The organism is Paracoccus sigandri (assembly GCF_003709565.1).
Taxonomy (GTDB): Bacteria; Pseudomonadota; Alphaproteobacteria; order Rhodobacterales; family Rhodobacteraceae; genus Paracoccus; species Paracoccus siganidrum.
Genome location: NZ_QNRC01000004.1, coordinates 212,086 through 237,488, shown reverse-complemented (window position 1 = coordinate 237,488; position 25,403 = coordinate 212,086). Strand labels below are relative to the sequence as shown.

Below are 25,403 nucleotides of genomic sequence, written 5' to 3'. Positions count from 1 at the left end.
GATTTCCCTCTTTCACGATTAATGCGGAGAGTATGATGCGTCCCGTCCTCGCCTTCGCCTTGATGCTGGCCCTTTGCCTGCCCGCGCCTTCCGCGCAGGCGAACATCAATGCCAGCAGCCCCGAGATCACCCAGCTTCTGCTGGATAAATCGGAACGAACGCTGTATCTGCTGAATGGCAGGACCGCCGTGCGGAAATATCGCGTCGATCTTGGCACAAATCCGGAAGGCCATAAACGTTTCAGGGGCGATGGTCGAACGCCCGAGGGATTGTATTACATCACCCATCGCAATCCCAATTCGAATTTCTTCCTGTCGCTGGGAATATCCTATCCGAATGCGGCCGACCGCGCCCATGCCCGCCGCCAGGGCCGCGATCCGGGTGGCGACATCTTCATCCACGGCCGCGGCGCGCGGGTCCAGAACCCGCCGCCCGACTGGACCCGAGGCTGCGCCGCCGTGACCGATTCCGAAATGGCCGAGATCTTCGACCTGGTCCGGCCCGGCACGCCGATCTTCATCAAGCCCTGAGCCTTGCGCCCTCCGGGCCCGCCGGTCCCCGCCCGCCAGCGGGGGCCGCGCCCGTGTTCCCCATGCCTTCCGGCGCAGAAAAATGATGCCCGAAGCGGAATAGAACCGGATCTGAAACGTAGTCTTCCCGCGGCCAGCAGGTGCCGCACTGAAGATGGAGACAGAGATGAAACCGCTCAAAGCGCTGATGGTCGTCGCCGTGGCCGGCACCGCGGCCATGCCCGGCACCGCCTTCGCCCTCGACGATCCCTTCAACCTGTTCCTGCGCAGCATCCTCCACGGCAGCAGCGTCTACAAGCAGCCCGACCGCGGGCATCGCTACATCTACCGCAATGACGACGATGACGACGGGCGCCGCGGCAGGGGCTTTTCGCGCAAGCATGACGATGACGACGACGGGCGGCGCGGGTATCGCGGCTTTTCCCGCGACGACGACGACGATGACGGCCGCCGGGGCTGGCGCCGCCACGACGACGACGACTGACCGGGCCTGCGCCCTGGGAAGGACACGCCGGTCCCGCGACCGGCGTGTCCGGCCGTCAGCCGATCGGCGGGCGTCCCAGCAATCGCAGGGTCAGCCGTCGTCCCGCCCGCAGCAGCGGATAGATCAGTGCCGCCCGGCGCGGGGATTTCAGCAATGCCCGCATCATGCCGCCCGGCGCCGACAGCGCCGCCAGCAATTGCACCGCCTCGGCCCCGTGATAGAGCCTGCCGCCATGCCGCACCGCCATGCCCTCGTCCAGATCGACCCCGTCGCGCCTCAGCGCCGCGACCCGCGGATCGCCCGAGCGCGCGTCGATCAGCTCGACCTCGCCGACCGCGCGGCGCAGGTTCAGCATCCGCGTATAGGCGGTGCAGAAGGGGCATTGCCCGTCATAGACGATTTCCAGCCGCTCGGTCACTTTTTTCTCCGGTCTTGCGAATTTTCACGGAATAAACGCATGGGGTCCAGCGTAATTCCCGTGACGCGATCCAAGCGGAAGACCCGGCCATGACCGTTGCCACAAGCCTGACGGCGTTCCAAGCCCATCTGTCGCGCGGCGTTCCCGCGCAGTCGCTGGCGCTGTTCCGCATCGCCTTCGGCGCGCTGCTGCTGTGGGATTGCTGGCGCTTCATCGCCCATGGGCGCGTCTGGCGCTATTGGATCCAGCCCGAGTTCCACTTTTCCTATCCCGGTTTCGACTGGGTCCGCCCGCTGCCCGAACCCTGGATCCAGATCGCCTGGCTGGGCGTGGGGCTGGCCGCGGCGCTGGTCATGCTGGGGCTGTTCTATCGGCTGGCGATCGTCGCGCTGACGCTGCTTTTCGCCTGGTTCTTCCTGCTGGATGCGGCGGAATACCTGAACCATTTCTATCTGGTGCTGCTTTACGCGGTGCTTCTGTGCTTCCTGCCGGCGGCGCGGATCTGGTCGCTGGACGCGCTGATCCGCCCCGCGCCCGACCGCCGTGTCCCCGCGGCCGCCGTCTTCATCCTGCAGGCCCAGACCGAGATCGTGCTGCTCTATGCCGGGCTGGTCAAGCTGACGCCCGACTGGCTGCGGGGCGAGCCCCTGGGGCTGTGGCTGCGCGACCGGGTCGAGGGGCTGTGGCTGGCGCCGCTGTTCCAGCCCGACTGGGTAATCGTCGCCGCCTGCTGGGGGGTGATCGCGCTGCATGTGCTGGGTGCGCCGCTGCTGATGTGGCGCAAGACGCGGCTGGCGGTGTTCCTGGTCTATTGCGTCTTTCACTGCGCCAATGCCTGGTTCTTCAACATCGGCATCTTCCCCTGGCTGACCATCGCCGCCACGACGATCTTCTTCGCGCCGGACTGGCCCTCGCACCTCGTCTCACGGCTGCGCGGGCAAGCGGCCGCGCCGATGGCACCGGCCGCCCCCCGCGCGCCCTTGCCGCGCATCGCGCTGCTGGCGATGGCGCTGTGGATCGCGGTGCAGCTGGTGGCCCCGATCCGAGGCACGCTGTTCGATTCCGAGATCCGCTGGAGCGGCGACGGCCACCGCTTCTCGTGGCGGATGCGGATCTATGACCGCGCGGCCGAGGGCGTCTTCATCCTTGCCGATCACCGCAGCGGCCAGTTCTGGGAAATCGAGCCGACCCAGTTCCTGACCCCCCGCCAGGCCGACAAGATGCTTGTCCGCGCCGACCTGATCCACCAGTTCGCCAATCACCTGGCCGATCTGTGGCGCGCGCAGGGCCACGAGGTCGCCGTCTATGCCGAGATCTGCAAATCCCTGAACGGCCGCCCCTGCCAGTATTTCATCGCGCCGGGCACCGACCTGACGCAGGTGCGCGTCGATCCGCTGCGGGCCGATCCCTGGGTGCTGCCGCTGGAGGAACCCGCATGGGGCGTCGCCGACAATCGCAGGCTCTACGGGATCGGCGGCTGAGCGGGACGGTCGCTACCCCGCGCGAAACGGCAAAAGGGGCGCCCGCAGGCGCCCCTTCCGACTGTCCTTGCAAGAAGAACGACGGGCCTCAGCCCCGGTCCCGGAAATATTCGTCGATCTCGGCATCGGCCTTGTCCTTGGCCCAGCCGTATTTCTCCTGCAGCTTGCCGGCCAGCTTGTCCTTGTTGCCGTCGATCTGGTCGATCTCGTCATCGGTCAGCTCGCCCCATTTCTCCTTGACCGAGCCCTTCAGCTGCTTCCACTTGCCCTGAATGATATCCCAGTTCATGTCATTCTCCTTCATGTGGATCGATTATGCCGACCCAACACGAGGGGGCGCGTCGAAGTTCCCCCGAACGTCAAATGTTAAGCGACCCGGTCGGGCGGCGCGGCGCCGTCGCGGAAGGCCAGCAGGTTCTGCAGCGCGCGCAGGCCCATCTCGGTGCGGACCTCGTCGGTGGCGGTGCCCAGATGCGGCAGCAGCGTGGTATTGGAGAGCCGGATCAGCGCCTCGGGCACCTCGGGCTCGCGTTCATAGACGTCCAGCCCGGCGCCCCTGATGCGGCCCTCGCGCAGCGCCTCGATCAGCGCCGCCTCGTCGACCACATCGCCGCGCGCGATATTGACCAGATAGCCCTCGGGCCCCAGCGCCCGCAGCTCCTCGGCGCCGATCAGATGCCGCGTGCCCGCCCCGCCCGGCACCGCGACGACGGCGAAGTCGCAGGCCTGCAGCGTCTCGGCCAGGTCGGGCATCTGCTGCGCCGGGATGTCCAGCGCCGAGACGTTCGAGCGGTTGTGGAACACGACATTCATGCCGAAGCCCAGGTGGCAGCGCCGGGCGATGGCCTTGCCGATCCGACCCATGCCGATGATGCCCACGGTCGCGCCGGTGACATGGCTGCCCAGCATCTGCGTGGGCTTCCAGCCGGTCCATTCGCCCGCGCGCAGCATCCGTTCCCCTTCCGAGGCGCGGCGGGCGCACATCAGGATCAACATCACCGCGATATCGGCGGTGGCGTCGGTGACGACATCGGGGGTATTCGTGACCACGACGCCCGCGGCCCGCGCGGCCTCGATGTCGATATGGTTGAAGCCCGCCCCGAAATTCGCCAGGATCCGGCAGCGCGCATCGCCGCGGAACGCCCCGGCCGAAAAGCGGTCGCCAAGCGTCGGCAGGATCGCGTCATAGTTACGCATCGCCTGCGCGGCATCGGCCTCGGTCAGCGGATCGCCCTCGTGGAATGTCGCCTCGAACGCGGCCGAGATCGCCGCCGTCGCCCGCGCCGTCATCGGCCGCGTCACCAGAAGTTTCATCAGTAAAGCCTCCCTCCGTTCGGCACCTCCAGGTCGGGCCGGACCAGCACCACCTCGTTCTCGCCATCCGGCACGCCAAGGACCAGCACCTCGGACATGAACGGGCCGATCTGGCGCGGCGGAAAGTTCGCCACGCACAGCACCTGCTTGCCGACCAGCGCGGCGGGATCATAGTGGCGGGTGATCTGGGCCGAGGATTTGCGCTGCCCCAGCGCGCCCAGGTCCAGCCACAGCTTGATCGCGGGCTTGCGCGCCTCGGGGAAGGGCTCGGCGCGCAGGATGGTGCCGACGCGGATGTCCAGCTTCAGGAAGTCGTCGAAAGTGATCGTCATTGCGGCCGCCTTACGCCCCGCCCTTGCCCAGCTCGCGCCCGCGCCGGGTCGCGGCGGCGACGGTGCGCGCCATCAGCGGCGGCAGGCCGGTCTCGGCATCCATCAGCACGGCCAGCCCCGCCGCCGTGGTCCCGCCGGGCGAGGTCACGTTCTCGCGCAGCACGGCCGGATCCTCGTCGGCATGGATGGCCAGCGCTCCCGCGCCGGCGACGGTCATCCGCGCCAGTTCCAGGGACAGCGCCGCCGGCAGGCCCTGCGACTCACCCGCCTTGGCCATCGCCTCGATCAGGTGGAAGACATAGGCTGGGCCGCTGCCCGACAGGCCGGTGACGGCGTCCATCTGCGATTCGCTGTCCAGCCGCACGACGCGGCCGACGGCAGCCATCAGCGATTCGGCCAGGTCCAGATGCGCGGCACTCGCCGCCTCGTTGCCGATCAGCGCCGATATCCCCTGCCCGATCGCAGCCGGCGTGTTGGGCATGACGCGCACGATGGGCGCGCCGGGGAATGCCGCCTCGAAGCTGGCGATGGTGGTGCCCGCCGCGACCGAGACGACCAGCGTATCGGCCAGCTCACGCAGCTCTCCCAGCGCGTCGGCCATCATCTGCGGCTTGACCGCCAGCACCAGGACCGCGGGATTGGCCGGCAGCGGCGCGTTCAGGCGCAGCCCCTTGCCCTTCCATTCCTCGCCGATCCGCGGGTCGATCACGGTGGTGGCGCCGGGCTCCAGCCCCCGCGCCAGCCAGCCCTTCAGCATCGCGCCGCCCATCCGGCCGCAACCGACCAGAACCAGACCCCGCGCATTGATGTCGTCGAATTCGCTCATCCGCTCCCCTCATCGCCCTGGGGGGCGGCGCGCCCCCTCATGCCCGTCCGTAGGCCTCGCCCAGGGCGATGTCCAGCGCCGCCTCGGGCGTGGTATCGCCCCAGCCGACCAGCTGGAACGAGGGGTAGAAGCGTTCGCAGGCGATCAGCGCATTGCCGATCATCTGGTCGATCTGCTCGGGCGAGGCGACCGCATCGCCCGCCAGCACCAGCCCATAGCGCCAGACCATCAGCCGCTGCTGCGCCCAATAGGTGAAGCCGCCGTCCCAGACCTGGTCATTGGCCAGGTTCAGCGTCTCGTAGATCAGGCCAAGCCGATCGGCGGGCGGATCCATGTCGAAGGTGCAGATCAGCCGCAGCACCTCCTCGCGCGGCGACCAGGCCAGGGTCAGCGAATAGCTGCGCCACTGGCCCTCGACCACCATCGCGATCTGATCCTCGGCCAGCCGGTCGAAATCCCAGTCATGGTGCACCGCCACCGTCTCGACGATGTCGATGGGGTGGATGTCGTCGCTGTGGATGTAATGATCGGTCTGTGGCATGGCTGCCTCCTGCCTCTCTCTGTCCGCGCGGTTCTTGCGCCGCTATCTTTGGTGGCGTTCTCAAAAACGGGCGTAGTCACCCGGCTGCTCATACCATATATCGTGGTTCGGAATGGCTAAACTGTAAAGCGAATTTTAACCGACAAGGCGCTGGGGCGGGAAATGAGCTGTGGACAACCGGGCGGCAGGCGCGATCACGGCGGCGATATCGACGTGGCACGGGCGCGGTTCGGCGCCGGCGACTGGATCGACCTCTCGACGGGAATCAACCGCCGCCCCTGGCCGGTCGGCCCGCTGCCGGACCATGCCTGGCAGGCCCTTCCCACCGCCGCGGCCGAGGCGCGGCTGATCGCCGCCGCCGCCGGCTGGCTGGGCTGCGATCCCGCCCGGCTGCTGCCCATGGCCGGCGCCTCGGCCGCGATCCAGCTGATCCCGCGCCTGCTGGCGCCCGGCCGCGCCGCCGTCATCGCCCCCAGCTACAACGAACATGCCGCCAGCCTGCGCGCCGCCGGCTGGCAGGTCCACCAGGTCCCCGACATCGCGGAAATGGCGGGCGCCGACCTGGCGGTCGTGGTCAATCCCAACAATCCCGACGGCCGCGAATGGCAGCCCGAGGCGCTTGCCCGGCTGGCCGGGACCGTCGGCCAGCTGGTCGTTGACGAAAGCTTCGCCGATCCCCGCCCCGACCTGTCGCTGGCCCGGCAGGCGCCCGACAACACGCTGATCCTGCGCAGCTTCGGCAAGTTCTGGGGGCTGGCGGGGCTGCGGCTCGGCTTCGTGATCGCCGCCCCCGCCCTGCGCGACGCCCTGGCCCAGGCGGCGGGCCCCTGGGCGGTCAGCGGCCCCGCGCTGGAGATCGGCGCGCGGGCCATGGCCGACCGCGACTGGGCCGATGATGCGGTGCTCTACCATTCCGAAGCCAGCCTGCGCCTCGACCGGCTGGCGCTGGCGGCGGGCTGGCGCGCGGCGGGCGGCACGCATCTCTTCCGCCTCTACGACACGCCCGACGCGACGGCCGCGCAAGAGGCGCTGGCCCGCGCCCATATCTGGACGCGCCGCTTCCCCTATTCCGCGACCTGGCTGCGCCTCGGCATCCCCGGCAGCCATGACGAATGGGACCGGCTCAAGGCCGCCCTCCGCCCCTCGCACTCCTCGAAAAATACCTCGGGGTGAATTGGCCGCAGGCCAAGAGGGGCAGCGCCCCTCCGCCCCCGTCGCCGCCCCCGCCGCGGCTTCAGCGCTTGCGCAGGAACTCGGTGCGCAGCACCAGCCCCCGGATCGCGTCGTGCCGGCAATCCACCTCCTCGGGATTGGCGGTCAGCCGGATCGAGCGGATCACCGTGCCCTGTTTCAGCGTGGTGCTGGTGCCCTTCACCTTCAGGTCCTTGACCAGCACGACCGAATCACCATCGGCCAGCAGGTTGCCCGAGGCGTCGCGGGCCACCGATGCCGCCGCGGCCTCGGCGGCCATTTCCGATGCCGGGCGCCACTCGCCGCTTTCCTCGTCATAGACATAGTCGTCATCGCCAGCCATCGCCTCGATCCCCTTGCGCCAATCGCCGACCGGCATAGCCCCCTGACGCCCCCGGCACAATCGCGGCTGTTCCCCACCCGCGTTCCGGCGCAGAATGGGCCGACCGTGAACCAGAGCCCGCCATGCGCCCGACCCCGACCCGCCTTGCCGCCATCATCGCCGCCGCCTGGCTCGGCATCCCCGCGCTTGCGGATGCGCCGCTGATCGTCCTCGACCAGACCCGCCTGCCCTTCGACCTCGGCCCCGGCCATCCGGCGAACAGCCCGGCCCGCGCCGCGAACTCGCCCAATGCGGCGGCCAATTCGGCCAGCAACGCCGCGAACCGGCCCACGACCTGGAACAACCGGCCCACGAACCCGGCCAATGAACGCCGGCTGATCATCACCGCCGATGGCGGCGTGCTGGGCTATTACGCCCCCAGCGCGGCGGGCGTGCTGAACCTGTTCGACGTGAACGGCCGCCGCATCGCCTATCGCCCCGCCCGCGGCACCCGCAGCCTGTTTTCCACCGACGGCGCCTGGTGCGGCACGGTGGATGGCGGGCGCGAGGGCTTCGTGCTGGCCGTCACCCCCGATTGCGCCGCGAAATTCCGGCGCTGACGCGGACCAACCTTGGACGGACCTGCCTTGGACGGACCTGCCTTGGACGGACCTGCCTTAAATCCGTTACACTCGGCCCTTACATCGGTCGCGAAGCGAGAGGGTGGGCAAGATGTTTCAGGAACCGAAGGACTGGCTGGAAGCCGAATTGCAGGACACGCTGGACGAGGATGTCGAGATCGAGCTGGAGGACGCCGTCCTCTCGGCCGAGATCCGGCGCATCTATCGCAGCCACCATCCCGACCAGATGGACCGCAAGCTGTATTTCCAGGAGCTTCTGCGCCTGCAATCCGAGCTGATCAAGCTGCAGGACTGGGTCAGCCATCACAAGGAACGGGTGGTCGTCATCTTCGAGGGCCGCGATTCGGCCGGCAAGGGCGGCGTCATCAAGCGCATCAGCCAGCGGCTCAATCCCCGCGTCGTGCGCACCGTCGCCCTGCCCGCCCCCTCGGACCGCGAAAAGACGCAATGGTATTTCCAGCGCTACGTCCCGCACCTGCCCGCCGGGGGCGAGATCGTGCTGTTCGACCGCAGCTGGTACAACCGCGCCGGCGTCGAGCGGGTGATGGGCTTCGCATCCGAGGACCAGGTCGAGCAGTTCTTCCAGGACGTCCCGGAATTCGAGCGGATGCTGGTCCGCTCGGGCATCCGGCTGGTGAAATACTGGTTCTCGATCACCGACGAGGAACAGCAGATGCGCTTCCTGATGCGCATCCACGACCCGCTGAAGCAGTGGAAGCTGTCGCCGATGGACCTGCAGTCGCGCGTCCGCTGGGAGGCCTATACCAAGGCCAAGGAAGAGATGTTCGAGCGCACCAACATCCCCGAGGCGCCCTGGTATATCGTGCCCGGCAACGACAAGAAGCGCGCCCGGCTGAACTGCATCAGCCACCTGCTGGACATGATCCCCTATGCCGATGTCCCGCATGAGGAGGTCGCGCTGCCCGACCGCGTCTTCAACCCCGACTATGAGCGCGAGGTCCTGCCGCGAGAGCTTTACGTGCCGCAGAAATACTAGGCCCCGCTATCCGGCATCGACAGGGGATCCCGGCCGCTTCGCGCCGCCGGCAGGCGGCTGCCGGGCGGGCGCGAAATCTCTTGTCGTTGCAGTTAATTGGCCTATGATCGCGGCTATGTTCCGCAATCTGTTGAGCCGCCTCTTTTCCGACGAAACCGGAGCCGCCCCGCTGGCCGGTCAGGATGCCGAAGTCGCCATCGCCGCGCTTCTGGTGCGGGTGGCGCGTTCGGACGACCACTATACCGATGCGGAACGGCTGCGCATCGACCGGATCCTGGCCCGGCGCCGCGGGCTGGACATGGCGCAGGCCGCCGAACGGCGCGCCGCCGCCGAGATGATCGAGGCCGAGGCCCCCGACACCGTGCGCTTCACCCGGCATATCAAGGACCGCATCGCGCTGTCGGATCGCGCGGGCATCGTCGCCGCCATGTGGGAGGTCGCCTATGCCGACGACCACCGCGACCAGGACGAGGAATCGCTGATCCGGCTGGTCTCGGGCCTGCTGGGCGTGACCGACCGCGATTCCGCGCTGATGCGCCGGCAGGTGCTGGACGCGATGGGGCAGCAGGACCGCTGAGCCCGCTGCTCGGGGAATCAGATCAGAACCCCAGCCGGTCGCGCAGCCCGTACCAGGCCATGCCCGCCACCAGCAGCGGCTGGCGCAGCAGCGCGCCGCCAGGGAAGGGCCGCGTCGGCACCGCCGCCATCGCGTCGAACCGCTCGGCCTGGCCCGCCACCGCCTCGGCCATCAGCCGCCCGGCCAGCGTGGCCAGCGCCACGCCATGGCCCGAATAGCCGCTGGCCGACAGGCAGTTCGGCGCGGGCCGTGCGAAACAGGGCATCCGGTTCATGGTGATCGCCAGCGTGCCGCCCCAAGCATGGGTCAGCCGCACGCCCTCCAGCTGCGGATAGACCGACAGCAGATGCGGCCGCACCACCCCGGCGATGTCGCTGGGGAAGCGATAGCTGACCGTCTCGCCGCCGCCGAAGATCAGCCGTCGCTCCTCGTCCAGGCGCCAGTAGTTCACCACGAATTTCGTATCCGCCACCGCGACATTGCCCGGCAGGATCTCGGGCGCGCTGCGGCCCAGGGGCTCGGTCGCGACGATATAGTTGTTGATCGGCATGACCCGCGCCGCGACATGGCCGTCCAGCCCGTCCAGATAGCCGTTCGCCGCCAGGATCACATGGTCGCAGACGACCAGGCCCTGCTCGCAATGGACCCGGCTCTTGCCCCCCGCCGGTCCGTGGTCGATGCGCTGGACATGGCTCATCTCGTGGATGCGCGCGCCCGAGGATTCGGCCAGCCGCGCCATGCCGAGCGCCAGGTTCAGCGGATCGAGATGCCCGGCGCCCCGGTCCAGATCGCCGCCGGCATAGGCCCGGCTGCCCAGCAGCTCGGCCAGTTGCGCGCGGTCCAGCGGCTCGACCCGGTCGTAATCGTAATAGGCCGCCAGATGCCCGGCCAGCCGCGCCGCATGATCGACCTCGGCCTGGCTGCGGCAGGCATGGGCGACGCCGTCATGGACCGGCACCCCGGATTCGGCGGCAAGGCTGCGTACCAGCGACTTGGCCTCCTCGGCCAGCTCCCACAGCCGGCGCGCCGTCTCGCGGCCCAGCTTCGCCTCCAGCCAGTCCACCTCCTGCCGCTGGCCCGAGCCCAACTGGCCGCCATTGCGCCCCGAAGCGCCGAAACCCACGCGATGCGCCTCCAGCAGGGCGACGCGATAGCCGCGCCGCGCCAGGTGCAGCGCCGACGAGAGGCCGGTATAGCCCGCCCCGACCACCGCCACATCGGCCTGGGTTTCGCCCTTCAGCGGCGGATAGGGGTCCAGCGCCGCCCGCGTCTCGGCATAGAGGCTGCGCGGATATTCCCCGCGCCGGTCGTTGGCCCAGAGCAGGTTCATACGTTCAACAGCAGGTGCTCGCGTTCCCAGGGGCTGATGACCTGCAGGAACTCCTTGTATTCGTTGCGCTTGACGGCCTCGTAGACGGCCACGAACTCCTCGCCCAGCACGCCGCGCATGGGCTCGCTCTCCACCATCAGGTCCAGCGCGTCGCCCATGTTGTAGGGCAGTTGGTCCTGCGACGACATATAGGCGTCGCCCAGGCATTCGGCGCGCGGGTTCTCGGCCTCCAGCAGGCCCAGATAGCCGCAGGCCAGGCTGGCCGCGATGCCCAGATAGGGGTTGCAGTCCATCCCCGCCAGCCGGTTCTCGATCCGCCGCGATTCCGGCCCCGAGATCGGCACGCGCAGCCCGGTCGTGCGGTTGTCGCGCCCCCATTCCAGGTTGATCGGCGCCGCGAAGTCGGGGACATAGCGGCGATAGCTGTTCACATAGGGCGCCAGCAGCGCCACGGCGGCGGGCAGGTGCTTCTGCATCCCGGCGATGAAATGCAGGAAGGCCGGCGTCTCGCGCCCCTGTTCGTCGGAGAAGATGTTGTGCCCCGTCGCCATGTCGATCACCGAATGGTGCATGTGCATGGCGCTGCCCGGCTCGCCCTCGATGGGCTTGGCCATGAAGGTCGCGAAACAGTCGTGGCGCAGCGCCGCCTCGCGGATCAGCCGCTTGAAATAGAAGATCTCGTCGGCCAGCGCGACCGGGTCGCCGTGGTTGAGGTTGATCTCGACCTGGCCGGCGCCGCCCTCCTGCAGGATGCCGTCGATCTCGAATCCCTGCGCCTCGGCGAAATCGTAGATGTCGTCGATGACCTTGCCGTATTCGTCCACCGCCGACATGGAATAGGCCTGCTTGGCCGCCGCGCGCCGGCCGGTGCGGCCCATCGGCGGGATGATCGGCTGGTTCGGATCGACATTGCGGGCGACCAGGAAGAACTCCATCTCGGGGGCGACCACCGGCCGCCAGCCCTTGTCCCGATAGAGCTTGACCACCCGCTTCAGCACGTTGCGCGGCGCGATCGGGATCGGGTTGCCCTGCTGGTCATGGGCGTCGTGGATGACCTGCAGCGTCCAGTCCGCGGTCCAGGGCGCCGCCGTGGCGGTGCTGAAATCCGGGGTCAGGATCATGTCCGGCTCGGTGAAGGCGCCCGCCGGGTTGTCGGCCCATTCGCCGGTGATGGTCTGCAGGAAGATCGAGTTGGGCAGGTAGAACTTTTCCTGCCGGACGAATTTCGAGGCGGGCATCGCCTTGCCCCGCGCCACCCCGGCGATGTCGGCGACGATGCATTCCACCTCGTCCAGCCGCCGCCCCGCCATGTAGTCGCGCGCGGCCTGCGGCACCTTCTGGGTCCAGTCGCTCATGCGGCCCCCCTGGCGGTGTCGCGCGGCTGGCGGAAGAAGCTCTCGATCCGGTCGGCCAGCAGCCCGGCATCCTTGGCCTCGCCCATCCGGGCCAGGGCGCGGTCCTGCAACTCCTGCGGCACCAGCCCCTTGCCGCGATGCTCGATCAACCCGCGGATGAAGGCGTCGTCGAATTCCGGATGCGCCTGCACGCTGAAGGCGCGGTCGCCATAGACCAGCGCGGCGTTCTCGCAAAAGCCGTTGCGGCCGACGACCTCGGCATCCGGAGGAAGCGCCACCACCTGGTCCTGGTGCCAGGCGTTCAGCCGCACCGGCTGGCCGCCGAAATCATAGTCCTGCGCGCCCACGGCCCAGCCGTCAGGATGTTTCGCCACCGTGCCGCCAAGCGCCTGCGCGATGATCTGGTGGCCGAAGCAGATCCCCACCAGCGGCACGCCCGCCCGATAGGCGCGGCGGATGAAATCCTCCAGCGGCGCGATGAAGGCGTGATCCTCGTAGGCGCCGTGGCGCGACCCCGTCAGCAGCCAGCCATCGGCCGCATCCACCGCCTCGGGGAATTCCATGGCCTCGACATGCCAGGTGCGGAAATCGAAGCCGCGCCCCGCCAGAAGCCGCACGAACATGTCCGGATAGTCGCCCAGTTCGTCCTTCAACTGCGCGGGCGACTGGCCGCATTGAAGAATGCCGATACGCATGAAAAGCCTGCGATGTTGTCTGTCGCCCCAACCTAGTCGCGCGAGTGGCCCCACCGCAAGGGGCTGCCCCCTTTTGCGGTCTGGCGAAGCCCGGCGCGGCGCGATAGCCTGCATTCCGAGCCGCCGATTTGCAGGAGACCACATGCCCGGATTGCGCCCCGAGATCGATCCAGACGGATTGCAGGAATTCTCGGTCGTCTTCACCGACCGTTCGCTGAACCACATGTCGCAGGCGTTCCAGCAGGTGATGCGCGACCTCTCGGCCACCCTGCGCGAGGTCTACGGCGCCGATCAGGTCGCCATCGTGCCGGGCGGCGGCTCTTACGCGATGGAGGCCGTGGCGCGGCAATTCGCGCGCGGCCGCCACGCGCTGATCGTCCGCAACGGCTGGTTCAGCTATCGCTGGAGCCAGATCCTGGAAACCGGCGGCCTGCCGTCGGAAACCACGGTCGCGATGGCGCGGCCCTTCGGCAACGAGCCGCAGCCCGCCTTTGCCCCGCCGCCCATCGACGAGGTGGTCGCCACCATCCGCGACCAACGCCCCGACCTGGTCTTCGCGCCGCATGTGGAAACCGCCGCCGGGCTGATCCTGCCCGACGACTATATCACGGCGCTGTCCGGCGCCGCGCATGAGGTCGGCGCGCTGATGGTGCTGGACTGCATCGCCTCGGGCGCGGTCTGGGTGGACATGCGCGCGCTTGGCGTCGACGTGCTGATCTCGGCGCCGCAGAAGGGCTGGTCGGCTTCGCCCTCGGCCGGGCTGGTGATGCTGTCGGAGCGCGCCGCCGCGCGGCTTCAGGAAACCGAAAGCGACAGCTTCGCGCTGGACCTGAAGAAGTGGCGCGCGATCATGGCCGCCTACGAGGATGGCGGCCACGCCTATCACGCCACCATGCCGACCGACGCGCTGAGGGGCCTGCGCGACGCGATGGAGGAGACCCGGCAGATGGGCTTCCAGGCCGCGCGCGAGGCGCAATGGCGCCTTGGCGACGGGGTGCGGGCGCTGCTGGCCGAAAAGGGCATCCGCCCGGTCGCCGCCGAAGGGTTCGGCGCGCCGGGGGTGGTGGTCTCCTATACCTCGGATCCCGAGATCCGCTCGGGCCGGAAATTCGCCGCCGAGGGGCTGCAGATCGCCGCGGGCGTGCCGCTGGCCGTCAACGAGGGCGCCGATTTCTCGACCTTCCGCATCGGGCTGTTCGGGCTGGACAAGCTGAAGGACGTGGAGGGCACCATCGGCCGGCTGAAGACCGCCATCGACAAGCTGTTGTGAGAGGGCGCGGGCGGCCCTGCCCGCCCGCATCCGTCAGCCTGCCTTCCGGCAGGGCGACGCGCATCTCGCGGAACCTCTCCACTCTGGTCAGCGCCTTGGAAAAGATCGCGTCCGCCCCGACCTCGACATGGAGCCCGGCGCGCCGACGCGCCGATGCCTTCACCGGCCGCTGCGGATCGACCCGGCCGAGGCGCGTTTCGCCCCCTGTTCCAGCGGTGAAGGCCGGGCCTCGGGCGCGGCTCGGGCCGTCCTCAGAACGGGATCTCGTCGTCGTAATCACTGCGCCCGCCCCCGGAGGCAGGTGCCGAGCCGCCCGACGGACCGCCGCGCGAATCGTCATAGCCGCCGCCATATCCGCCGCCGCTGTCGCGACCACCGCCGCCGCCTTCGCCGCGGCCGTCAAGCATCTGCAGCGTACCGTTGAAACCGCGCAGCACCACCTCGGTCGTATAGCGGTCCTGGCCCGACTGGTCCTGCCACTTGCGGGTTTCCAGCTGGCCCTCGACATAGACCTTCGAGCCCTTCTTCAGAAACCGCTCGATCACGTTCACCAGCCCCTCGGACATCACCGCGACCGAGTGCCATTCGGTCTTCTCGCGCCGCTCGCCGGTATTGCGGTCCTTCCACTGCTCCGACGTGGCGATGCGCAGATTCGCCACCTTGCCGCCATTCTGGAAGGTGCGGATCTCGGGGTCGCGCCCCAGATTGCCGATCAGAATGACCTTGTTCACGCTACCGCTCATGCCTGCTTGCTCCATCTTGACATATCGACGCCCGGACCGCCGGACAGGCGGCCGCCGCCGGCATTCGTTGCGCCCGATCTAGCATCTGGCCGCGCGTGATACAAATGCCGCGGCGACGGATCCATCACGCGACCGGCTCGCGCCCGCCAAGGGCCGAGGTCAGCCGCTGCGCCACGGCGCGGACCTGCGCCCCGGTCGCTGCGACCGCGCCCGGCGGCAGCCGCCCCGCCAGCGCGGAAACCGAGATCGCCCCGATCGCCTCGCCGGCGGGCGACCAGATCACGGCGGCGACGCAGCGCATCCCGCTGGTGAATTCCTCGTCATCCACGGCAAAGCCCTGCCGGCGGATCCGCGCGATCTCGGCCCGGACCGCCGCCATCGAGCCCAGGCTGCGCCGCGTCATCGGCCGCAGCCCGTGGCGGGCGACCAGTTCCTCGATCGCCGTGTCGGGCCAGGTCGCGACGATCGCCTTGCCCATGCCGGAATTCATCACCGGCGCCCGCCCGCCAGGCGGGGCGATGGCGCGGATGATCTCGCGGCTTTCGATCTGGGCCACGGTGATGACCTCGCCTTCCTCCAGCACGCCCAGGTTGGCGGTCTCGCGCGTGGTGTCGCGCAGGCTGCGCAGGAAGGGCATCGCCGCCGCGACAAGGTTCTGCCAATGCGAGAAGGCCATGCCCACGGTGAAGGCGCGCCGCCCGATATGCCATTGCGACTGGGCGGGATCGAATTGCGCGAAGCCGCGCTGCTCCAGCGTGGTCAGCAGCCGATGCGTGGTCGAGGGCGCCAGACCGACCTCGCGCGCAAGCTCGGACAGCCTGGCGCCTTCGCTGCGCAGGGACATCGCTTCCAGCAGGTGAAGCGCCCGATCGACGGCCTGAACGGTTGAAGTTCTCTCCATTGCATACCATTGTATTCCGCATCGCGGAAAACTTCCAGACGGTGGTGGCATAGGCCCGCCGGCAGGACTATCTGGCCGCAAAAGGAGAACAGTCATGACGGATCACATCCAACGCGCCGGCCTGGCGGTCGCCCCCGTGCTGGCGGATTTTGTCGAGAATCGCCTGCTGCCGGGCCTGCCGATCGGCGCCGAGGCGTTCTGGGCCGGCTTCGAGGCCATGCTGCGCGATCTTGCGCCCGAGAACCGCCGGCTGCTGGCCCGGCGCCAGGAATTGCAGGACCAGATCGACGCCTGGCTTGCCGCGCGGCGCGGGCAGGACTGGGACAATGCCGCCTGGCAGGATTTCCTGCGCCAGATCGGCTATCTGCTGCCCGAAGGTCCCGATTTCACGGTCGGGACCGGCGCTTCCGACCCCGAGATCTCGGCCGTGGCGGGGCCGCAGCTGGTGGTGCCGGTGATGAATGCGCGCTTCGCGCTGAACGCGGCCAATGCGCGCTGGGGCTCGCTCTATGACGCGCTCTATGGCACTGACGCCCTGCCCGGCCAGCCCGAGGGCAAGGGCTATGACCCGAAACGCGGCGCGCAGGCGGTGGCGAAGGCGGCCGCCTTCCTCGATCAGGCGGTTCCGCTGCAGGGCGGCTCCTATGCGGACGTGACCGCCTGGCGCGTCGAGGACGGCCGCGCCGTCGCGACCATCGGCGGCAAGGATTGCGGCCTGGCCGATCCGGCGCAATTCGCCGGCCATGCGGGCGAGGGCGCGCAGCGCTCGATCCTGCTGCGCCATCACGGGCTGCATATCGAGCTGGTCTTCGACCCCGGCCATCCGGTCGGCGCCGCCAGCGCCTCGGGCCTGCGCGACGTGGTGCTGGAATCGGCGCTGACCGCGATCCAGGACTGCGAGGATTCGGTCGCCGCCGTCGATGCCCAGGACAAGGTGCTGGCCTATGCCAACTGGCTGGGCCTGATGAAGGGCGACCTGTCCGAGAGCTTCGAGAAGGGCGGCAGGCAGATGGTGCGGCGCCTGAACCCGGACCGGGACTTCATCGCCCCCGACGGCTCGGCCCTGACCCTGCCGGGGCGCGCGGTGCTGCTGGTGCGCAATGTCGGCCATCTGATGACCACCGACGCGGTGCTGCTGGACGGGCAGGAAGTCCCGGAGGGGCTGCTGGACGCGATGGTCACCGTCGCCGGCGCCATGCACGACCTGCAAAGGACCGAGGGGCCGCGCAACTCGCGCGCCGGGTCGATCTATGTGGTCAAGCCGAAGATGCACGGCCCCGAGGAAACCGCCTTCGCCGATCGCACCTATGCCCGCGTGGAACAGATCCTGGGGCTGGCCAGGGGCACGGTGAAGTTGGGCCTGATGGACGAGGAGCGCCGGACGTCGGCCAATCTGCGCGAATCGATCCGCGGGCTGAAGGACCGGATCGTCTTCATCAATACCGGCTTCCTGGACCGCACCGGGGACGAGATCCACACCGTCATGCAGGCCGGTCCGGTGCTGCCCAAGGCCGAGATGAAGGACGCCGCCTGGCTTGCCGCCTATGAGGACGGCAATGTCGATGCGGGCCTGGCCACCGGGCTGGACGGCAAGGGCCAGATCGGCAAGGGCATGTGGGCCAAGCCCGACGCGATGGCCGAGATGCTTCAGGCCAAGATCGCCCATCCCCGCGCCGGCGCGACGACCGCCTGGGTGCCCTCGCCCACGGCCGCGACGCTGCATGCGACCCATTACCACCAGGTCGACGTGGCGGCGCGCCAGGCGGACCTGAAGGGCCGCGCCCGCGCCAGCCTGGACGCGCTGATGACCCCGCCGCTGCTGGGTGGCCGCAACCTGTCCGAGGCGCAGATCGCGCGCGAGATCGACCTGAACTGCCAGTCGATCCTGGGCTATGTGGTGCGCTGGGTCGACCAGGGCGTCGGCTGTTCCAAGGTGCCCGACATCGACGACGTGGCGCTGATGGAAGATCGCGCGACGCTGCGCATCTCGGCCCAGTTCCTGGCCAACTGGCTGATGCACGGGATCATCACCGAGGCGCAGGTCCAGGACAGCCTGCGCCGCATGGCGGTGGCGGTGGACGCCCAGAACGCCGGCGACCCGGCCTATCGCCCGATGGCGCCGGGCTTCGACGGCCCGGCCTTCAACGCCGCGCGCGACCTGATCCTGAAGGGCGCCGAGCAGCCCTCGGGCTATACCGAGCCGCTGCTGCACGCCTGGCGGCGGGTGGCGAAGCTGGCCTGAGGACGGCCGGGCGTCCCGCATGGGGCGCCCACGCCAACCGAGGGAAATTCCGGTCATTTCAGTGCCCTGTACAGACACCTTGATCCGCTTTCGACAGAAAGAGGGCCCGCTGCCATCATCTGGCAAGCGGGCCCAGGTTTGCGTCTGCGCGCAGTCCTGCTCTGACAGGTTTCCGCCGCCCGTTGACCGGGCGATGGTCGGTTTATGCCTTGGGCGGGGTCAGCTGCAGCCCGATGTTGCCCCGCAGGTGTTGCACTTCATGCAGGTGCCGTTGCGCACCAGCGTGTAATTGCCGCATTCGCCGCAGGGATCGCCCTCGTATCCCTGCATCCGCGCCTTCGCGCGGGCGTCGATCTGCGTGGTGACCGAGGCCGCCTGCCAGATCCCGGCGCTTTCCGCCATGCCCGCGGCCACGGCCGCCGTCGCGACGCCGCCCTGCAGCACCATCAGCTCTTGCGGCAGCCGCTTGCGCAGATAGCCGGCGCTGCTGATCTGCTTCAGCATGGTCAGCGATTTCAGCTCGGACTGTTCGCTGACCGGGGCGATGTTGCGGCCCTCGGCCGCGCTCTCGCCCTCGCCGCCGCCCAGGTCGTCGAAACGCGCGCCCTCGGGCTTCACATGCGCCAGGTCGGTGCGGTCCAGATAGCTGACGGCCAGTTCGCGGAACACATAGTCCAGGATCGAGGTGGCGTTCTTGATGCTGTCATTGCCCTGCACCATGCCGGCGGGCTCGAAGCGGGTGAAGGTGAAGGCGTCGACGAACTCCTCCAGCGGCACGCCATATTGCAGCCCGACCGAGACCGCGATGGCGAAATTGTTCATCATCGCCCGGAAGCCCGCGCCTTCCTTGTGCATGTCGATGAAGATCTCGCCAAGCGAGCCATCGTCATATTCGCCGGTGCGCAGATAGACCTTGTGCCCGCCGATCACCGCCTTCTGGGTATAGCCCTTGCGGCGCTGCGGCAGCTTTTCGCGATGGCTGCGCACGGCTTCCTTGACGATGATCCGCTCGACGATCTTCTCGGCGATAACGGCGGCCTTTTCCTGCGGGTTGCCGCTGGCCAGGATCTCCTCGGCCTCCTCGTCGTCCTCGACCAGCGCCGAGGCCAGCGGCTGCGACAGCTTCGAGCCGTCGCGGTAAAGCGCATTGGCCTTGATCCCCAGCGACCAGCTCAGCTCATAGGCGGCCAGCGCATCGGCGATGGTGGCGTCGTTGGGCATGTTGATCGTCTTGCTGATCGCGCCCGAGATGAAGCTCTGCGCCGCCGCCATCATGCGGATATGGCTGTCCACCGACAGATAGCGCGTGCCCTTCTTGCCGCAGGGATTGGCGCAGTCGAAGACCGGGTAATGCTCCGCCTTCAGATGCGGCGCACCCTCCAGCGTCATGGTGCCGCAGACATGGTCATTGGCCGCGTCGATCTGCGCCTTGCTGAAGCCCAGGTGGCGCAGCAGGTCGAAGCCGGGATCGTTCAGCTTGCCTTCCGGGATGCCGAGCGTGCCCTTGCAGAAATCCTCGCCCAGGGTCCACTGGTTGAAGACGAAGCGGATGTCGAAGGCCGTGGCCAGCGCGGCCTCGATCTTCTCGATCTCGCGCGCGCCGAACCCGTGGCCGGCCAGCGCGGTGTGGTTGATGCCGGGCGCATTCCCCAGGCTGCCATGGCCGACGGCATGGGCGACGATCTCCTCGATCTGCGCGCTGCCATAGCCAAGCGCCTCCAGCGCGGCGGGAACCGAGCGGTTGATGATCTTGAAATAGCCGCCGCCCGCCAGCTTCTTGAACTTGACCAGCGCGAAATCGGGCTCGATCCCGGTCGTGTCGCAATCCATGACCAGACCGATCGTGCCGGTCGGCGCGATCACCGTGGCCTGCGCGTTGCGGAAGCCATGGACCTCGCCCAGCCGCAGCGCCTCGTCCCAGGCCTCGCGCGCCATGGCGACCAGCCGACGGTCGGGGCAATTGGCCGCGTCCAGCGCCACCGGCGCCACGTTGACGCCCTCGTAGCCGCCGCCATGGGCCGCCGCGCGGTGGTTGCGGATCACCCGCAGCATATGCGCGGCGTTCCTGGCATAGCCGGGGAAGGCGCCCAGCTCGCCCGCCATCTCGGCCGAGGTCGCATAGGCCACGCCGGTCATGACCGCGCTCAGCGCCCCGCACAGCGCCCGGCCCCGGTCGCTGTCATAGCCCAGCCCCATGGTCATCAGCAGCCCGCCGATATTGGCATATCCCAGCCCCAGCGTGCGGAAATCATGGCTGCGCTGCGCGATCTCGCGGCTGGGGAACTGCGCCATCAGCACGCTGATCTCCAGCGTCACCGTCCACAGCCGCGTGGCATGGACATAGGCATCGATGTCGAACTGCCCGCCGCGCCAGAAGGTCAGCAGGTTCATCGAGGCCAGGTTGCAGGCCGTGTCGTCCAGGAACATGTATTCGCTGCAGGGATTGCTGCCGCGGATCGGCCCGTCCTCGGGGCAGGTGTGCCAGGCATTGACGGTGTCGTGGAACTGGATGCCCGGATCGGCGCAGGCCCAGGCGGCATGGCCGATCTGCTCCCACAGCTCGCGCGCCGAAACGGTCCGGGCGACCTTGCCGTCGGTGCGGCGCAACAGCTCCCACGGGGCATCCTCGCGCACGGCCCGCAGGAAGGCATCCGTCACCCGGACCGAGTTGTTGGAATTCTGCCCCGAAACGCTGACATAGGCCTCCGAGTCCCAATCGGTATCATAGGTCGGAAACTCAATCGAATCAAACCCCTGCCGGGCATATTGCAGAACCCGGTTGATATAGGTCTCGGGGATCATCACCCGCTTGGCCGAACGGATCGCGGATTTCAGCGCGGCATTGGCCCCCGGATCGGTGGCATCGGCGATATCGCCGTCCCAGCCGCGAATGGCCGCGAAGATGCCGTTCAGCTCACGCTCGTGCATCTTCGAGCCGGCGACCAGGCTCGCGACCTTCTGCTCCTCGATGACCTTCCAGTTGATGAACTGCTCGATATCGGGGTGATCCATGTCGCAGATCACCATCTTTGCCGCGCGCCGGGTCGTGCCGCCCGACTTGATCGCGCCGGCTGCGCGGTCGCCGATCTTCAGGAACCCCATCAGCCCCGAAGATTTTCCGCCGCCAGACAGTTTCTCGCCCTCTCCCCGCAGCGAGGAAAAGTTGGTGCCCGTGCCCGAGCCATACTTGAACAGCCGCGCCTCGCGGATCCACAGATCCATGATGCCGCCCTCGTTCACCAGGTCGTCGCTGACCGACTGGATGAAGCAGGCATGGGGCTGGGGATGCTCATAGGCGCTGTCCGAGCGGACCAGCTTGCCGGTCCTGTAATCGACATAGAAATGCCCCTGCGACGGCCCGTCGATGCCATAGGCCCAATGCAGCCCGGTATTGAACCATTGCGGCGAATTCGGCGCCCCCATCTGCCGCGCCAGCATGAAGCGCATCTCGTCGTAATAGGCGCGGGCATCTTCTTCGTTGGAAAAATACCCGCCTTTCCAACCCCAATAGGCCCAGGCCCCGGCCATGCGGTCGAAGACCTGCCGCGCGCTGGTCTCGCCGCCGAAACGGCTCTCCTCGGGCAGGTCCGCCAGCGCCTGCTCGTCCGCGACCGAGCGCCACAGGAATTCCGGCACGCCCTTCTCGCGCACCCGCTTCAGCCGCGCGGGCACCCCGGCCTTGCGGAAATATTTCTGCGCGATGACGTCGCTTGCGACCTGGCTCCAGCCCTGCGGCACCTCGACCCGGTCGTTATGGAAGACGACCGTGCCATCGGGGTTGCGGATCTCGCTGGTGGTCCGGGTGAAGGCGATCTCGCCATAGGCCCCGGTGGTTTCGCTGGTGAAGCGCCGTTCGATCTTCATTCTGCCCCTCATGCGGTCTTGTGCCTGCATTCCGTTCCGCGACCCGCGCCCGACATCCGGCCGCAGGGGGCCAGCCACCAGCCCAAGCGGGCGGCAGGGCCTTTCCGGTCCGATCGTCAGTCTTTCTGGTCCTGGTCTGGCGGCTTGATGATGACCGAGAGCCGACCACTACATCTTGTGCCACCTTCGCCACTCGACACAAACTGAACCGAGTTTGACCAGCTTTCAACAGATTTTTTACACCTGCCGGTTGCGAAAACCCGTTGACAAGCCGGGTTTTCGCCGTTCCCCGCGATGATGCAGGTGCAGCGACTCGAATTCTTAATAAACCATTAACGGGCTTTGATTTTTCAATGATCCGGCGGGGTTCCGACCGCCCGTTCAGACGTTTTCCACAGGCTTATCCCCGATTCATCCCGCTGTTACACACAGCGCCCGCCAGCCCGCCCACCGTGGCAAAAAATCACATGTCCACCGGCTGCGGGCGGATGATTTCGCGGTCGGTGACGATCAGGTCCAGCACCTGGTCGAAGGGTTCGGCGGGAATCGGTCCGATCTCCTGGGCGGCGAAACCCAGGCCCAGGGCAAGGACCGGACCGGCGGCGCGCAGCCGCTCCAGCGTCCGGTCGTAATAGCCGCCGCCATAGCCGATCCGGTTGCCCGCCCGGTCGAACCCGGCCAGCGGCACGATCAGCACCTGGGGGACGATCTCTCCCGCGCTGGCGGGGGGATGCGAGGTGCCGAAGGGCCCCGGCTCCAGCACCCCGCCCTCCCAGCGGCGAAAGACCAGCGGCACCGCCTTGCCGGGCACGACCGGCAGACACAGCGGGCCGTCATGCAGCGCCATCGCCGGGCGCGGGTCGGGCTCGTCCCGCATCGGCCAATAGCCCGCCAGCACCTGCCCCGAAAAGGGGGCCAGCGCCGCGCGCAGCCGGGCGTCCAGCGCCGCCTGGTCGCCGCCCTGCCCGCGTGCCGCCAGCGCCTGGGCGCGCAGCGCGGCCTTCAGCGCGGCGCGCTCGGCCCCGCTCACAACAGCACCAGCGCGGCCAGGCCGAGGAAGGCGAAGAAGCCGACCACATCCGTCACCATGGTCACGAAGGTGCCCGAGGCCAGCGCCGGATCCGCCCCCAGCCGGTTCAGCGCCAGCGGCACCAGGATGCCGGCAAAGGCCGCGACGAAGAGGTTGATGATCATCGCCATGCCGATCACCATCGACAGGCCCGGATCGCCGAACCACAGCCAGGTCACGATCCCCATGATCAGCCCGAAGATCGCGCCGTTCAGCAGGCCGACGATGGTCTCGCGCCGGATCACCCGCATGGTGTTGGACGAGGTCAGGTCGCGCGTCGCCAGGCCGCGCACCACCACGGTCAGCGTCTGCGTGCCCGCATTGCCGCCCATGGACGCCACGATCGGCATCAGCACCGCCAGCGCCACCAGCTTGGCGATCTCGTCCTCGAAGATCGCGATGACCGAGGCCGCGGCCAGCGCCGTCAGGATGTTCGTGGCCAGCCAGGGCACCCGCTGGCGGACGGTCTGCGGCACGGTGTCCGACAGGCTGGATTCGTCGCCTACGCCGGCAAGGCGCAGGATGTCCTCCTCGTGTTCCTCGTCCAGGACCGCCATCGCGTCGTCGATGGTGATCACCCCGACCAGCCGGTCGTCGGCATCGACCACCGGCGCCGAGATCAGGTGATACTGGTTGAAGGCATAGGCGACGTCGCCTTCCTCGGCGAAGGCGCTGATGGTGCGGAAACTGTCCTCGGTCAGGTCGCGCAGCAGCACGTCGCGGCGCGCGGCCAGCAGCCGGCCAAGCGTGACATAGCCGATCGGGTGGCGGCGCGGATCCACCAGGATGATGTGATAGAACTGCTCGGGCAGCCATTCCTCCGAGCGCAGGAAATCGATGGCCTCGCCCACGGTCCAGTGCTCGGGGGCGGTCACCACCTCGGACTGCATCAGGCGGCCGGCCGAATATTCGGGATAGGCCAGCGACTGCTGGACCGCGACGCGGTCGGAATCGTCCAGCGCGGCAAGGATCTCCTCGCGCTCGGGCTCGTCCAGGTCCTCGATCAGGTCGACGACGTCGTCGCTGTCCATCTCGCGGACGGCTTCGGCCAGCACCTCGCGCGGCAGCTGCTCCAGCACCTCCTCGCGGATCGATTCGTCGATCTCGGACAGGATCTCGCCGTCGATCTCGCCGGAATAGAGCTGCAGGAAGCCGCGCCGTTCCGCCGGGGTCAGCCGCTCGATGATGTCGGCGATGTCGGCGGCGTGCATCGGCTCCAAGAGCTCGTTCAGCCGCTGCGCGTCGCCGGCCTCGATGGCCGCGTCGATCTGGTCCAGCAATTCGCGCCGGGGCAGGAATTCGTCCTCGTCGCGGTCGCCCTGCTTGCCGGCGACCTGATCCTTGCCGTCCTGGCTGTCCTGCTCGGTCATGGCCGCCTCCTGAAGCTGGGTGGTGGGCTGGAATATCCGTCGGCGCTCAACCGTTCAACAACGCCAGTGCCGCCCGGTGCAGTTCCGGGCTGGCGGCCGCGATCACCTGCCCGCCGCCGGCCGCCGATCCGCCCTGCCAGTCGGTCACGATCCCGCCCGCGGCCTCGACCACAGCCAGGGGGCCGGCGATGTCATAGGGCTGCAGCCCGGCCTCGATCACCAGGTCGACATGGCCAAGCGCAAGCAGCGCATAGGCATAGCAATCAAGGCCATAGCGCGTCATCCTCACCTGTTGCGTGACATGCGTGAAGGCGCGGTTCTCGGCCTCGGAGCCGATCTCGGGATAGGTCGAGGAGAGGATGGCCGCGGACAGATCGCCCCGCGCCCGCACCCGCAGCGGATGGTCGCCATCCGGTCCCAGAAGCCGTGCCCGGCCCAGCCCGCCTTCGAAACGCTCGCGCGTATAGGGCTGGTCGATCAGCCCGTAGATCACCTTATCGCCGTCGCTCAGCCCGATCAGCACGCCCCAGCTGGGCGCGCCGCACAGGAAGGCGCGGGTGCCGTCGATCGGGTCCAGCACCCAGGTCAGGCCGGAGCTGCCCTCTTGCGCGCCATATTCCTCGCCCAGGATCGCGTCGTCGGGGCGGCGGCGCGCCAGAACGGCGCGCATCGCGGCCTCAGCGGCGCGGTCGGCCTGGGTCACCGGGTCGAAATCCGCCGGGCGCTTGTTGTCGGTGGCCAGATCGGCGCTGCGAAACAGCGGCAGGATCGCCTGCCGCGCGGCATCGGCCATCTCATGCGCCGTCTCGATGATCTGCGCCGCATCCTTCATGCCTGCCCCCGTCGCCTGTTCCGGGGCTTGGTCTAGCCTGTTCCGCAAGCCCATGCCAGCCCGAGGGATCGGGATGGC

Annotated in this window: 25 protein-coding genes; 9 read left to right on the top strand and 16 right to left on the bottom strand. The window is 68.4% G+C overall.

Annotation, left to right across the window (positions count from 1 at the left end; translation table 11 throughout):
• Positions 1 to 35: 35 nt before the first annotated feature.
• Positions 36 to 530, top strand: coding sequence for a L,D-transpeptidase family protein (locus tag C9E82_RS05345; RefSeq protein WP_240643632.1), 495 nt, complete (start codon positions 36 to 38; stop codon positions 528 to 530).
• Between the two features lie 166 nt (positions 531 to 696).
• Positions 697 to 1,014 carry a hypothetical protein gene (locus tag C9E82_RS24765; protein ID WP_205962212.1) on the top strand — a complete coding sequence of 106 codons (318 nt, stop codon included), beginning with the start codon at positions 697 to 699 and terminating at the stop codon, positions 1,012 to 1,014.
• Between the two features lie 55 nt (positions 1,015 to 1,069).
• Here the strand turns inward: C9E82_RS24765 and C9E82_RS05335 are convergent, their stop codons facing one another.
• On the bottom strand, positions 1,070 to 1,432 hold the full coding sequence (locus C9E82_RS05335; protein ID WP_205962211.1) for a DCC1-like thiol-disulfide oxidoreductase family protein: 363 nt from the start codon (positions 1,430 to 1,432) through the stop codon (positions 1,070 to 1,072).
• Positions 1,433 to 1,521: 89 nt separating this feature from the next.
• Here C9E82_RS05335 and C9E82_RS05330 point away from each other — a divergent pair, with 89 nt between their 5' ends.
• The gene (locus C9E82_RS05330; RefSeq protein WP_119900068.1) at positions 1,522 to 2,913 is read left to right on the top strand and encodes an HTTM domain-containing protein; all 1,392 of its coding nucleotides are present in this window, start codon (positions 1,522 to 1,524) and stop codon (positions 2,911 to 2,913) included.
• An 88-nt stretch (positions 2,914 to 3,001) separates the two neighbouring features.
• Here C9E82_RS05330 and C9E82_RS05325 read toward each other — a convergent pair whose 3' ends face one another.
• The 5 genes from C9E82_RS05325 to C9E82_RS05305 all read right to left on the bottom strand — a co-directional run bounded on the left by C9E82_RS05325 (position 3,002) and on the right by C9E82_RS05305 (position 5,926).
• On the bottom strand, positions 3,002 to 3,202 hold the full coding sequence (locus C9E82_RS05325; protein ID WP_119900066.1) for a CsbD family protein: 201 nt from the start codon (positions 3,200 to 3,202) through the stop codon (positions 3,002 to 3,004).
• Between the two features lie 77 nt (positions 3,203 to 3,279).
• A complete protein-coding gene (locus C9E82_RS05320; RefSeq protein WP_119900064.1) occupies positions 3,280 to 4,227 on the bottom strand; it encodes a 2-hydroxyacid dehydrogenase in 948 nt (315 codons plus the stop codon).
• Positions 4,227 to 4,559 (bottom strand): tRNA-binding protein, encoded by a 333-nt coding sequence (locus C9E82_RS05315; RefSeq protein ID WP_119900061.1) that lies wholly within the window; start codon positions 4,557 to 4,559, stop codon positions 4,227 to 4,229. Before C9E82_RS05315 ends, C9E82_RS05320 begins: the two co-directional genes overlap by 1 nt.
• Before the next feature lie 10 nt (positions 4,560 to 4,569).
• Positions 4,570 to 5,385, bottom strand: a complete 816-nt coding sequence (gene proC, locus C9E82_RS05310) for a pyrroline-5-carboxylate reductase (RefSeq protein ID WP_119900059.1) — start codon at positions 5,383 to 5,385, stop codon at positions 4,570 to 4,572.
• Positions 5,386 to 5,422: 37 nt separating this feature from the next.
• Positions 5,423 to 5,926 (bottom strand): type III secretion system chaperone family protein, encoded by a 504-nt coding sequence (locus tag C9E82_RS05305; RefSeq protein ID WP_119900057.1) that lies wholly within the window; start codon positions 5,924 to 5,926, stop codon positions 5,423 to 5,425.
• Positions 5,927 to 6,088: 162 nt separating this feature from the next.
• Here C9E82_RS05305 and cobD point away from each other — a divergent pair, with 162 nt between their 5' ends.
• Positions 6,089 to 7,099, top strand: coding sequence for a threonine-phosphate decarboxylase CobD (gene cobD / locus C9E82_RS05300; protein ID WP_119900055.1), 1,011 nt, complete (start codon positions 6,089 to 6,091; stop codon positions 7,097 to 7,099).
• 61 nt (positions 7,100 to 7,160) lie between these two features.
• Here the strand turns inward: cobD and C9E82_RS05295 are convergent, their stop codons facing one another.
• A complete protein-coding gene (locus C9E82_RS05295; RefSeq protein ID WP_244935998.1) occupies positions 7,161 to 7,496 on the bottom strand; it encodes an alkylphosphonate utilization protein in 336 nt (111 codons plus the stop codon).
• Positions 7,497 to 7,582: 86 nt separating this feature from the next.
• On the opposite strand from C9E82_RS05295, the gene C9E82_RS05290 reads away from it, so the two are divergent.
• The 3 genes from C9E82_RS05290 to C9E82_RS05280 all read left to right on the top strand — a co-directional run bounded on the left by C9E82_RS05290 (position 7,583) and on the right by C9E82_RS05280 (position 9,654).
• A complete protein-coding gene (locus tag C9E82_RS05290; protein ID WP_119899715.1) occupies positions 7,583 to 8,059 on the top strand; it encodes a hypothetical protein in 477 nt (158 codons plus the stop codon).
• A 112-nt stretch (positions 8,060 to 8,171) separates the two neighbouring features.
• The gene (gene ppk2, locus C9E82_RS05285) at positions 8,172 to 9,077 is read left to right on the top strand and encodes a polyphosphate kinase 2 (RefSeq protein ID WP_119899713.1); all 906 of its coding nucleotides are present in this window, start codon (positions 8,172 to 8,174) and stop codon (positions 9,075 to 9,077) included.
• 115 nt (positions 9,078 to 9,192) lie between these two features.
• Positions 9,193 to 9,654, top strand: coding sequence for a tellurite resistance TerB family protein (locus C9E82_RS05280; RefSeq protein WP_119899711.1), 462 nt, complete (start codon positions 9,193 to 9,195; stop codon positions 9,652 to 9,654).
• A gap of 22 nt (positions 9,655 to 9,676) precedes the next feature.
• Here C9E82_RS05280 and C9E82_RS05275 read toward each other — a convergent pair whose 3' ends face one another.
• Genes C9E82_RS05275 through C9E82_RS05265 form a run of 3 tightly spaced genes read right to left on the bottom strand, consistent with a single transcriptional unit; the run spans position 9,677 to position 13,034 of the window.
• On the bottom strand, positions 9,677 to 10,984 hold the full coding sequence (locus C9E82_RS05275) for an NAD(P)/FAD-dependent oxidoreductase (RefSeq protein ID WP_119899709.1): 1,308 nt from the start codon (positions 10,982 to 10,984) through the stop codon (positions 9,677 to 9,679).
• Complete coding sequence (locus C9E82_RS05270; protein ID WP_119899707.1) at positions 10,981 to 12,339, bottom strand: glutamine synthetase family protein; 1,359 nt, start codon at positions 12,337 to 12,339, stop codon at positions 10,981 to 10,983. The genes C9E82_RS05275 and C9E82_RS05270 overlap by 4 nt, the downstream gene beginning before the upstream one ends.
• Entirely contained in the window at positions 12,336 to 13,034 is a 699-nt protein-coding gene (locus C9E82_RS05265; protein WP_119899705.1) for a type 1 glutamine amidotransferase, read from the bottom strand. The genes C9E82_RS05270 and C9E82_RS05265 overlap by 4 nt, the downstream gene beginning before the upstream one ends.
• Positions 13,035 to 13,176: 142 nt before the next feature.
• On the opposite strand from C9E82_RS05265, the gene C9E82_RS05260 reads away from it, so the two are divergent.
• A complete protein-coding gene (locus C9E82_RS05260) occupies positions 13,177 to 14,304 on the top strand; it encodes an aminotransferase class V-fold PLP-dependent enzyme (protein ID WP_119899703.1) in 1,128 nt (375 codons plus the stop codon).
• A 251-nt stretch (positions 14,305 to 14,555) separates the two neighbouring features.
• Here C9E82_RS05260 and ssb read toward each other — a convergent pair whose 3' ends face one another.
• Both ssb and C9E82_RS05250 read right to left on the bottom strand, forming a co-directional pair.
• Complete coding sequence (gene ssb, locus C9E82_RS05255) at positions 14,556 to 15,047, bottom strand: single-stranded DNA-binding protein (protein WP_119899700.1); 492 nt, start codon at positions 15,045 to 15,047, stop codon at positions 14,556 to 14,558.
• A gap of 124 nt (positions 15,048 to 15,171) precedes the next feature.
• Complete coding sequence (locus tag C9E82_RS05250) at positions 15,172 to 15,948, bottom strand: IclR family transcriptional regulator (protein WP_119899698.1); 777 nt, start codon at positions 15,946 to 15,948, stop codon at positions 15,172 to 15,174.
• 94 nt (positions 15,949 to 16,042) lie between these two features.
• Between C9E82_RS05250 and C9E82_RS05245 the strand changes: the two genes are divergently transcribed.
• Positions 16,043 to 18,190 carry a malate synthase G gene (locus C9E82_RS05245; protein ID WP_119899696.1) on the top strand — a complete coding sequence of 716 codons (2,148 nt, stop codon included), beginning with the start codon at positions 16,043 to 16,045 and terminating at the stop codon, positions 18,188 to 18,190.
• A gap of 219 nt (positions 18,191 to 18,409) precedes the next feature.
• Here C9E82_RS05245 and C9E82_RS05240 read toward each other — a convergent pair whose 3' ends face one another.
• The 4 genes from C9E82_RS05240 to hisN all read right to left on the bottom strand — a co-directional run bounded on the left by C9E82_RS05240 (position 18,410) and on the right by hisN (position 25,325).
• On the bottom strand, positions 18,410 to 22,054 hold the full coding sequence (locus tag C9E82_RS05240; RefSeq protein WP_119899694.1) for a vitamin B12-dependent ribonucleotide reductase: 3,645 nt from the start codon (positions 22,052 to 22,054) through the stop codon (positions 18,410 to 18,412).
• Positions 22,055 to 22,517: 463 nt separating this feature from the next.
• Positions 22,518 to 23,084 (bottom strand): 5-formyltetrahydrofolate cyclo-ligase, encoded by a 567-nt coding sequence (locus C9E82_RS05235; protein WP_119899692.1) that lies wholly within the window; start codon positions 23,082 to 23,084, stop codon positions 22,518 to 22,520.
• The gene (gene mgtE, locus C9E82_RS05230; protein ID WP_119899690.1) at positions 23,081 to 24,493 is read right to left on the bottom strand and encodes a magnesium transporter; all 1,413 of its coding nucleotides are present in this window, start codon (positions 24,491 to 24,493) and stop codon (positions 23,081 to 23,083) included. The genes C9E82_RS05235 and mgtE overlap by 4 nt, the downstream gene beginning before the upstream one ends.
• 46 nt (positions 24,494 to 24,539) lie before the next feature.
• Positions 24,540 to 25,325, bottom strand: a complete 786-nt coding sequence (gene hisN, locus C9E82_RS05225) for a histidinol-phosphatase (RefSeq protein WP_119899687.1) — start codon at positions 25,323 to 25,325, stop codon at positions 24,540 to 24,542.
• Positions 25,326 to 25,403: the final 78 nt, after the last annotated feature.

Excerpts from the sequence above, each read along its gene's own strand:
- C9E82_RS24765 (WP_205962212.1), top strand. The coding sequence starts at position 697 with ATGAAACCGCTCAAAGCGCTGATGGTCGTCGCCGTGGCCGGCACCGCG.
- C9E82_RS05245 (WP_119899696.1), top strand. The coding sequence starts at position 16,043 with ATGACGGATCACATCCAACGCGCCGGCCTGGCGGTCGCCCCCGTGCTG.
- C9E82_RS05280 (WP_119899711.1), top strand. The coding sequence starts at position 9,193 with ATGTTCCGCAATCTGTTGAGCCGCCTCTTTTCCGACGAAACCGGAGCC.
- cobD (WP_119900055.1), top strand. The coding sequence starts at position 6,089 with ATGAGCTGTGGACAACCGGGCGGCAGGCGCGATCACGGCGGCGATATC.
- C9E82_RS05345 (WP_240643632.1), top strand. The coding sequence starts at position 36 with ATGCGTCCCGTCCTCGCCTTCGCCTTGATGCTGGCCCTTTGCCTGCCC.
- ssb (WP_119899700.1), bottom strand. The coding sequence starts at position 15,047 with ATGAGCGGTAGCGTGAACAAGGTCATTCTGATCGGCAATCTGGGGCGC.
- proC (WP_119900059.1), bottom strand. The coding sequence starts at position 5,385 with ATGAGCGAATTCGACGACATCAATGCGCGGGGTCTGGTTCTGGTCGGT.
- C9E82_RS05295 (WP_244935998.1), bottom strand. The coding sequence starts at position 7,496 with ATGCCGGTCGGCGATTGGCGCAAGGGGATCGAGGCGATGGCTGGCGAT.
- C9E82_RS05290 (WP_119899715.1), top strand. The coding sequence starts at position 7,583 with ATGCGCCCGACCCCGACCCGCCTTGCCGCCATCATCGCCGCCGCCTGG.
- mgtE (WP_119899690.1), bottom strand. The coding sequence starts at position 24,493 with ATGACCGAGCAGGACAGCCAGGACGGCAAGGATCAGGTCGCCGGCAAG.
- C9E82_RS05330 (WP_119900068.1), top strand. The coding sequence starts at position 1,522 with ATGACCGTTGCCACAAGCCTGACGGCGTTCCAAGCCCATCTGTCGCGC.
- C9E82_RS05315 (WP_119900061.1), bottom strand. The coding sequence starts at position 4,559 with ATGACGATCACTTTCGACGACTTCCTGAAGCTGGACATCCGCGTCGGC.
- C9E82_RS05275 (WP_119899709.1), bottom strand. The coding sequence starts at position 10,984 with ATGAACCTGCTCTGGGCCAACGACCGGCGCGGGGAATATCCGCGCAGC.
- ppk2 (WP_119899713.1), top strand. The coding sequence starts at position 8,172 with ATGTTTCAGGAACCGAAGGACTGGCTGGAAGCCGAATTGCAGGACACG.
- C9E82_RS05320 (WP_119900064.1), bottom strand. The coding sequence starts at position 4,227 with ATGAAACTTCTGGTGACGCGGCCGATGACGGCGCGGGCGACGGCGGCG.
- C9E82_RS05260 (WP_119899703.1), top strand. The coding sequence starts at position 13,177 with ATGCCCGGATTGCGCCCCGAGATCGATCCAGACGGATTGCAGGAATTC.
- C9E82_RS05265 (WP_119899705.1), bottom strand. The coding sequence starts at position 13,034 with ATGCGTATCGGCATTCTTCAATGCGGCCAGTCGCCCGCGCAGTTGAAG.
- C9E82_RS05240 (WP_119899694.1), bottom strand. The coding sequence starts at position 22,054 with ATGAAGATCGAACGGCGCTTCACCAGCGAAACCACCGGGGCCTATGGC.
- C9E82_RS05270 (WP_119899707.1), bottom strand. The coding sequence starts at position 12,339 with ATGAGCGACTGGACCCAGAAGGTGCCGCAGGCCGCGCGCGACTACATG.
- C9E82_RS05305 (WP_119900057.1), bottom strand. The coding sequence starts at position 5,926 with ATGCCACAGACCGATCATTACATCCACAGCGACGACATCCACCCCATC.
- hisN (WP_119899687.1), bottom strand. The coding sequence starts at position 25,325 with ATGAAGGATGCGGCGCAGATCATCGAGACGGCGCATGAGATGGCCGAT.
- C9E82_RS05325 (WP_119900066.1), bottom strand. The coding sequence starts at position 3,202 with ATGAACTGGGATATCATTCAGGGCAAGTGGAAGCAGCTGAAGGGCTCG.
- C9E82_RS05250 (WP_119899698.1), bottom strand. The coding sequence starts at position 15,948 with ATGGAGAGAACTTCAACCGTTCAGGCCGTCGATCGGGCGCTTCACCTG.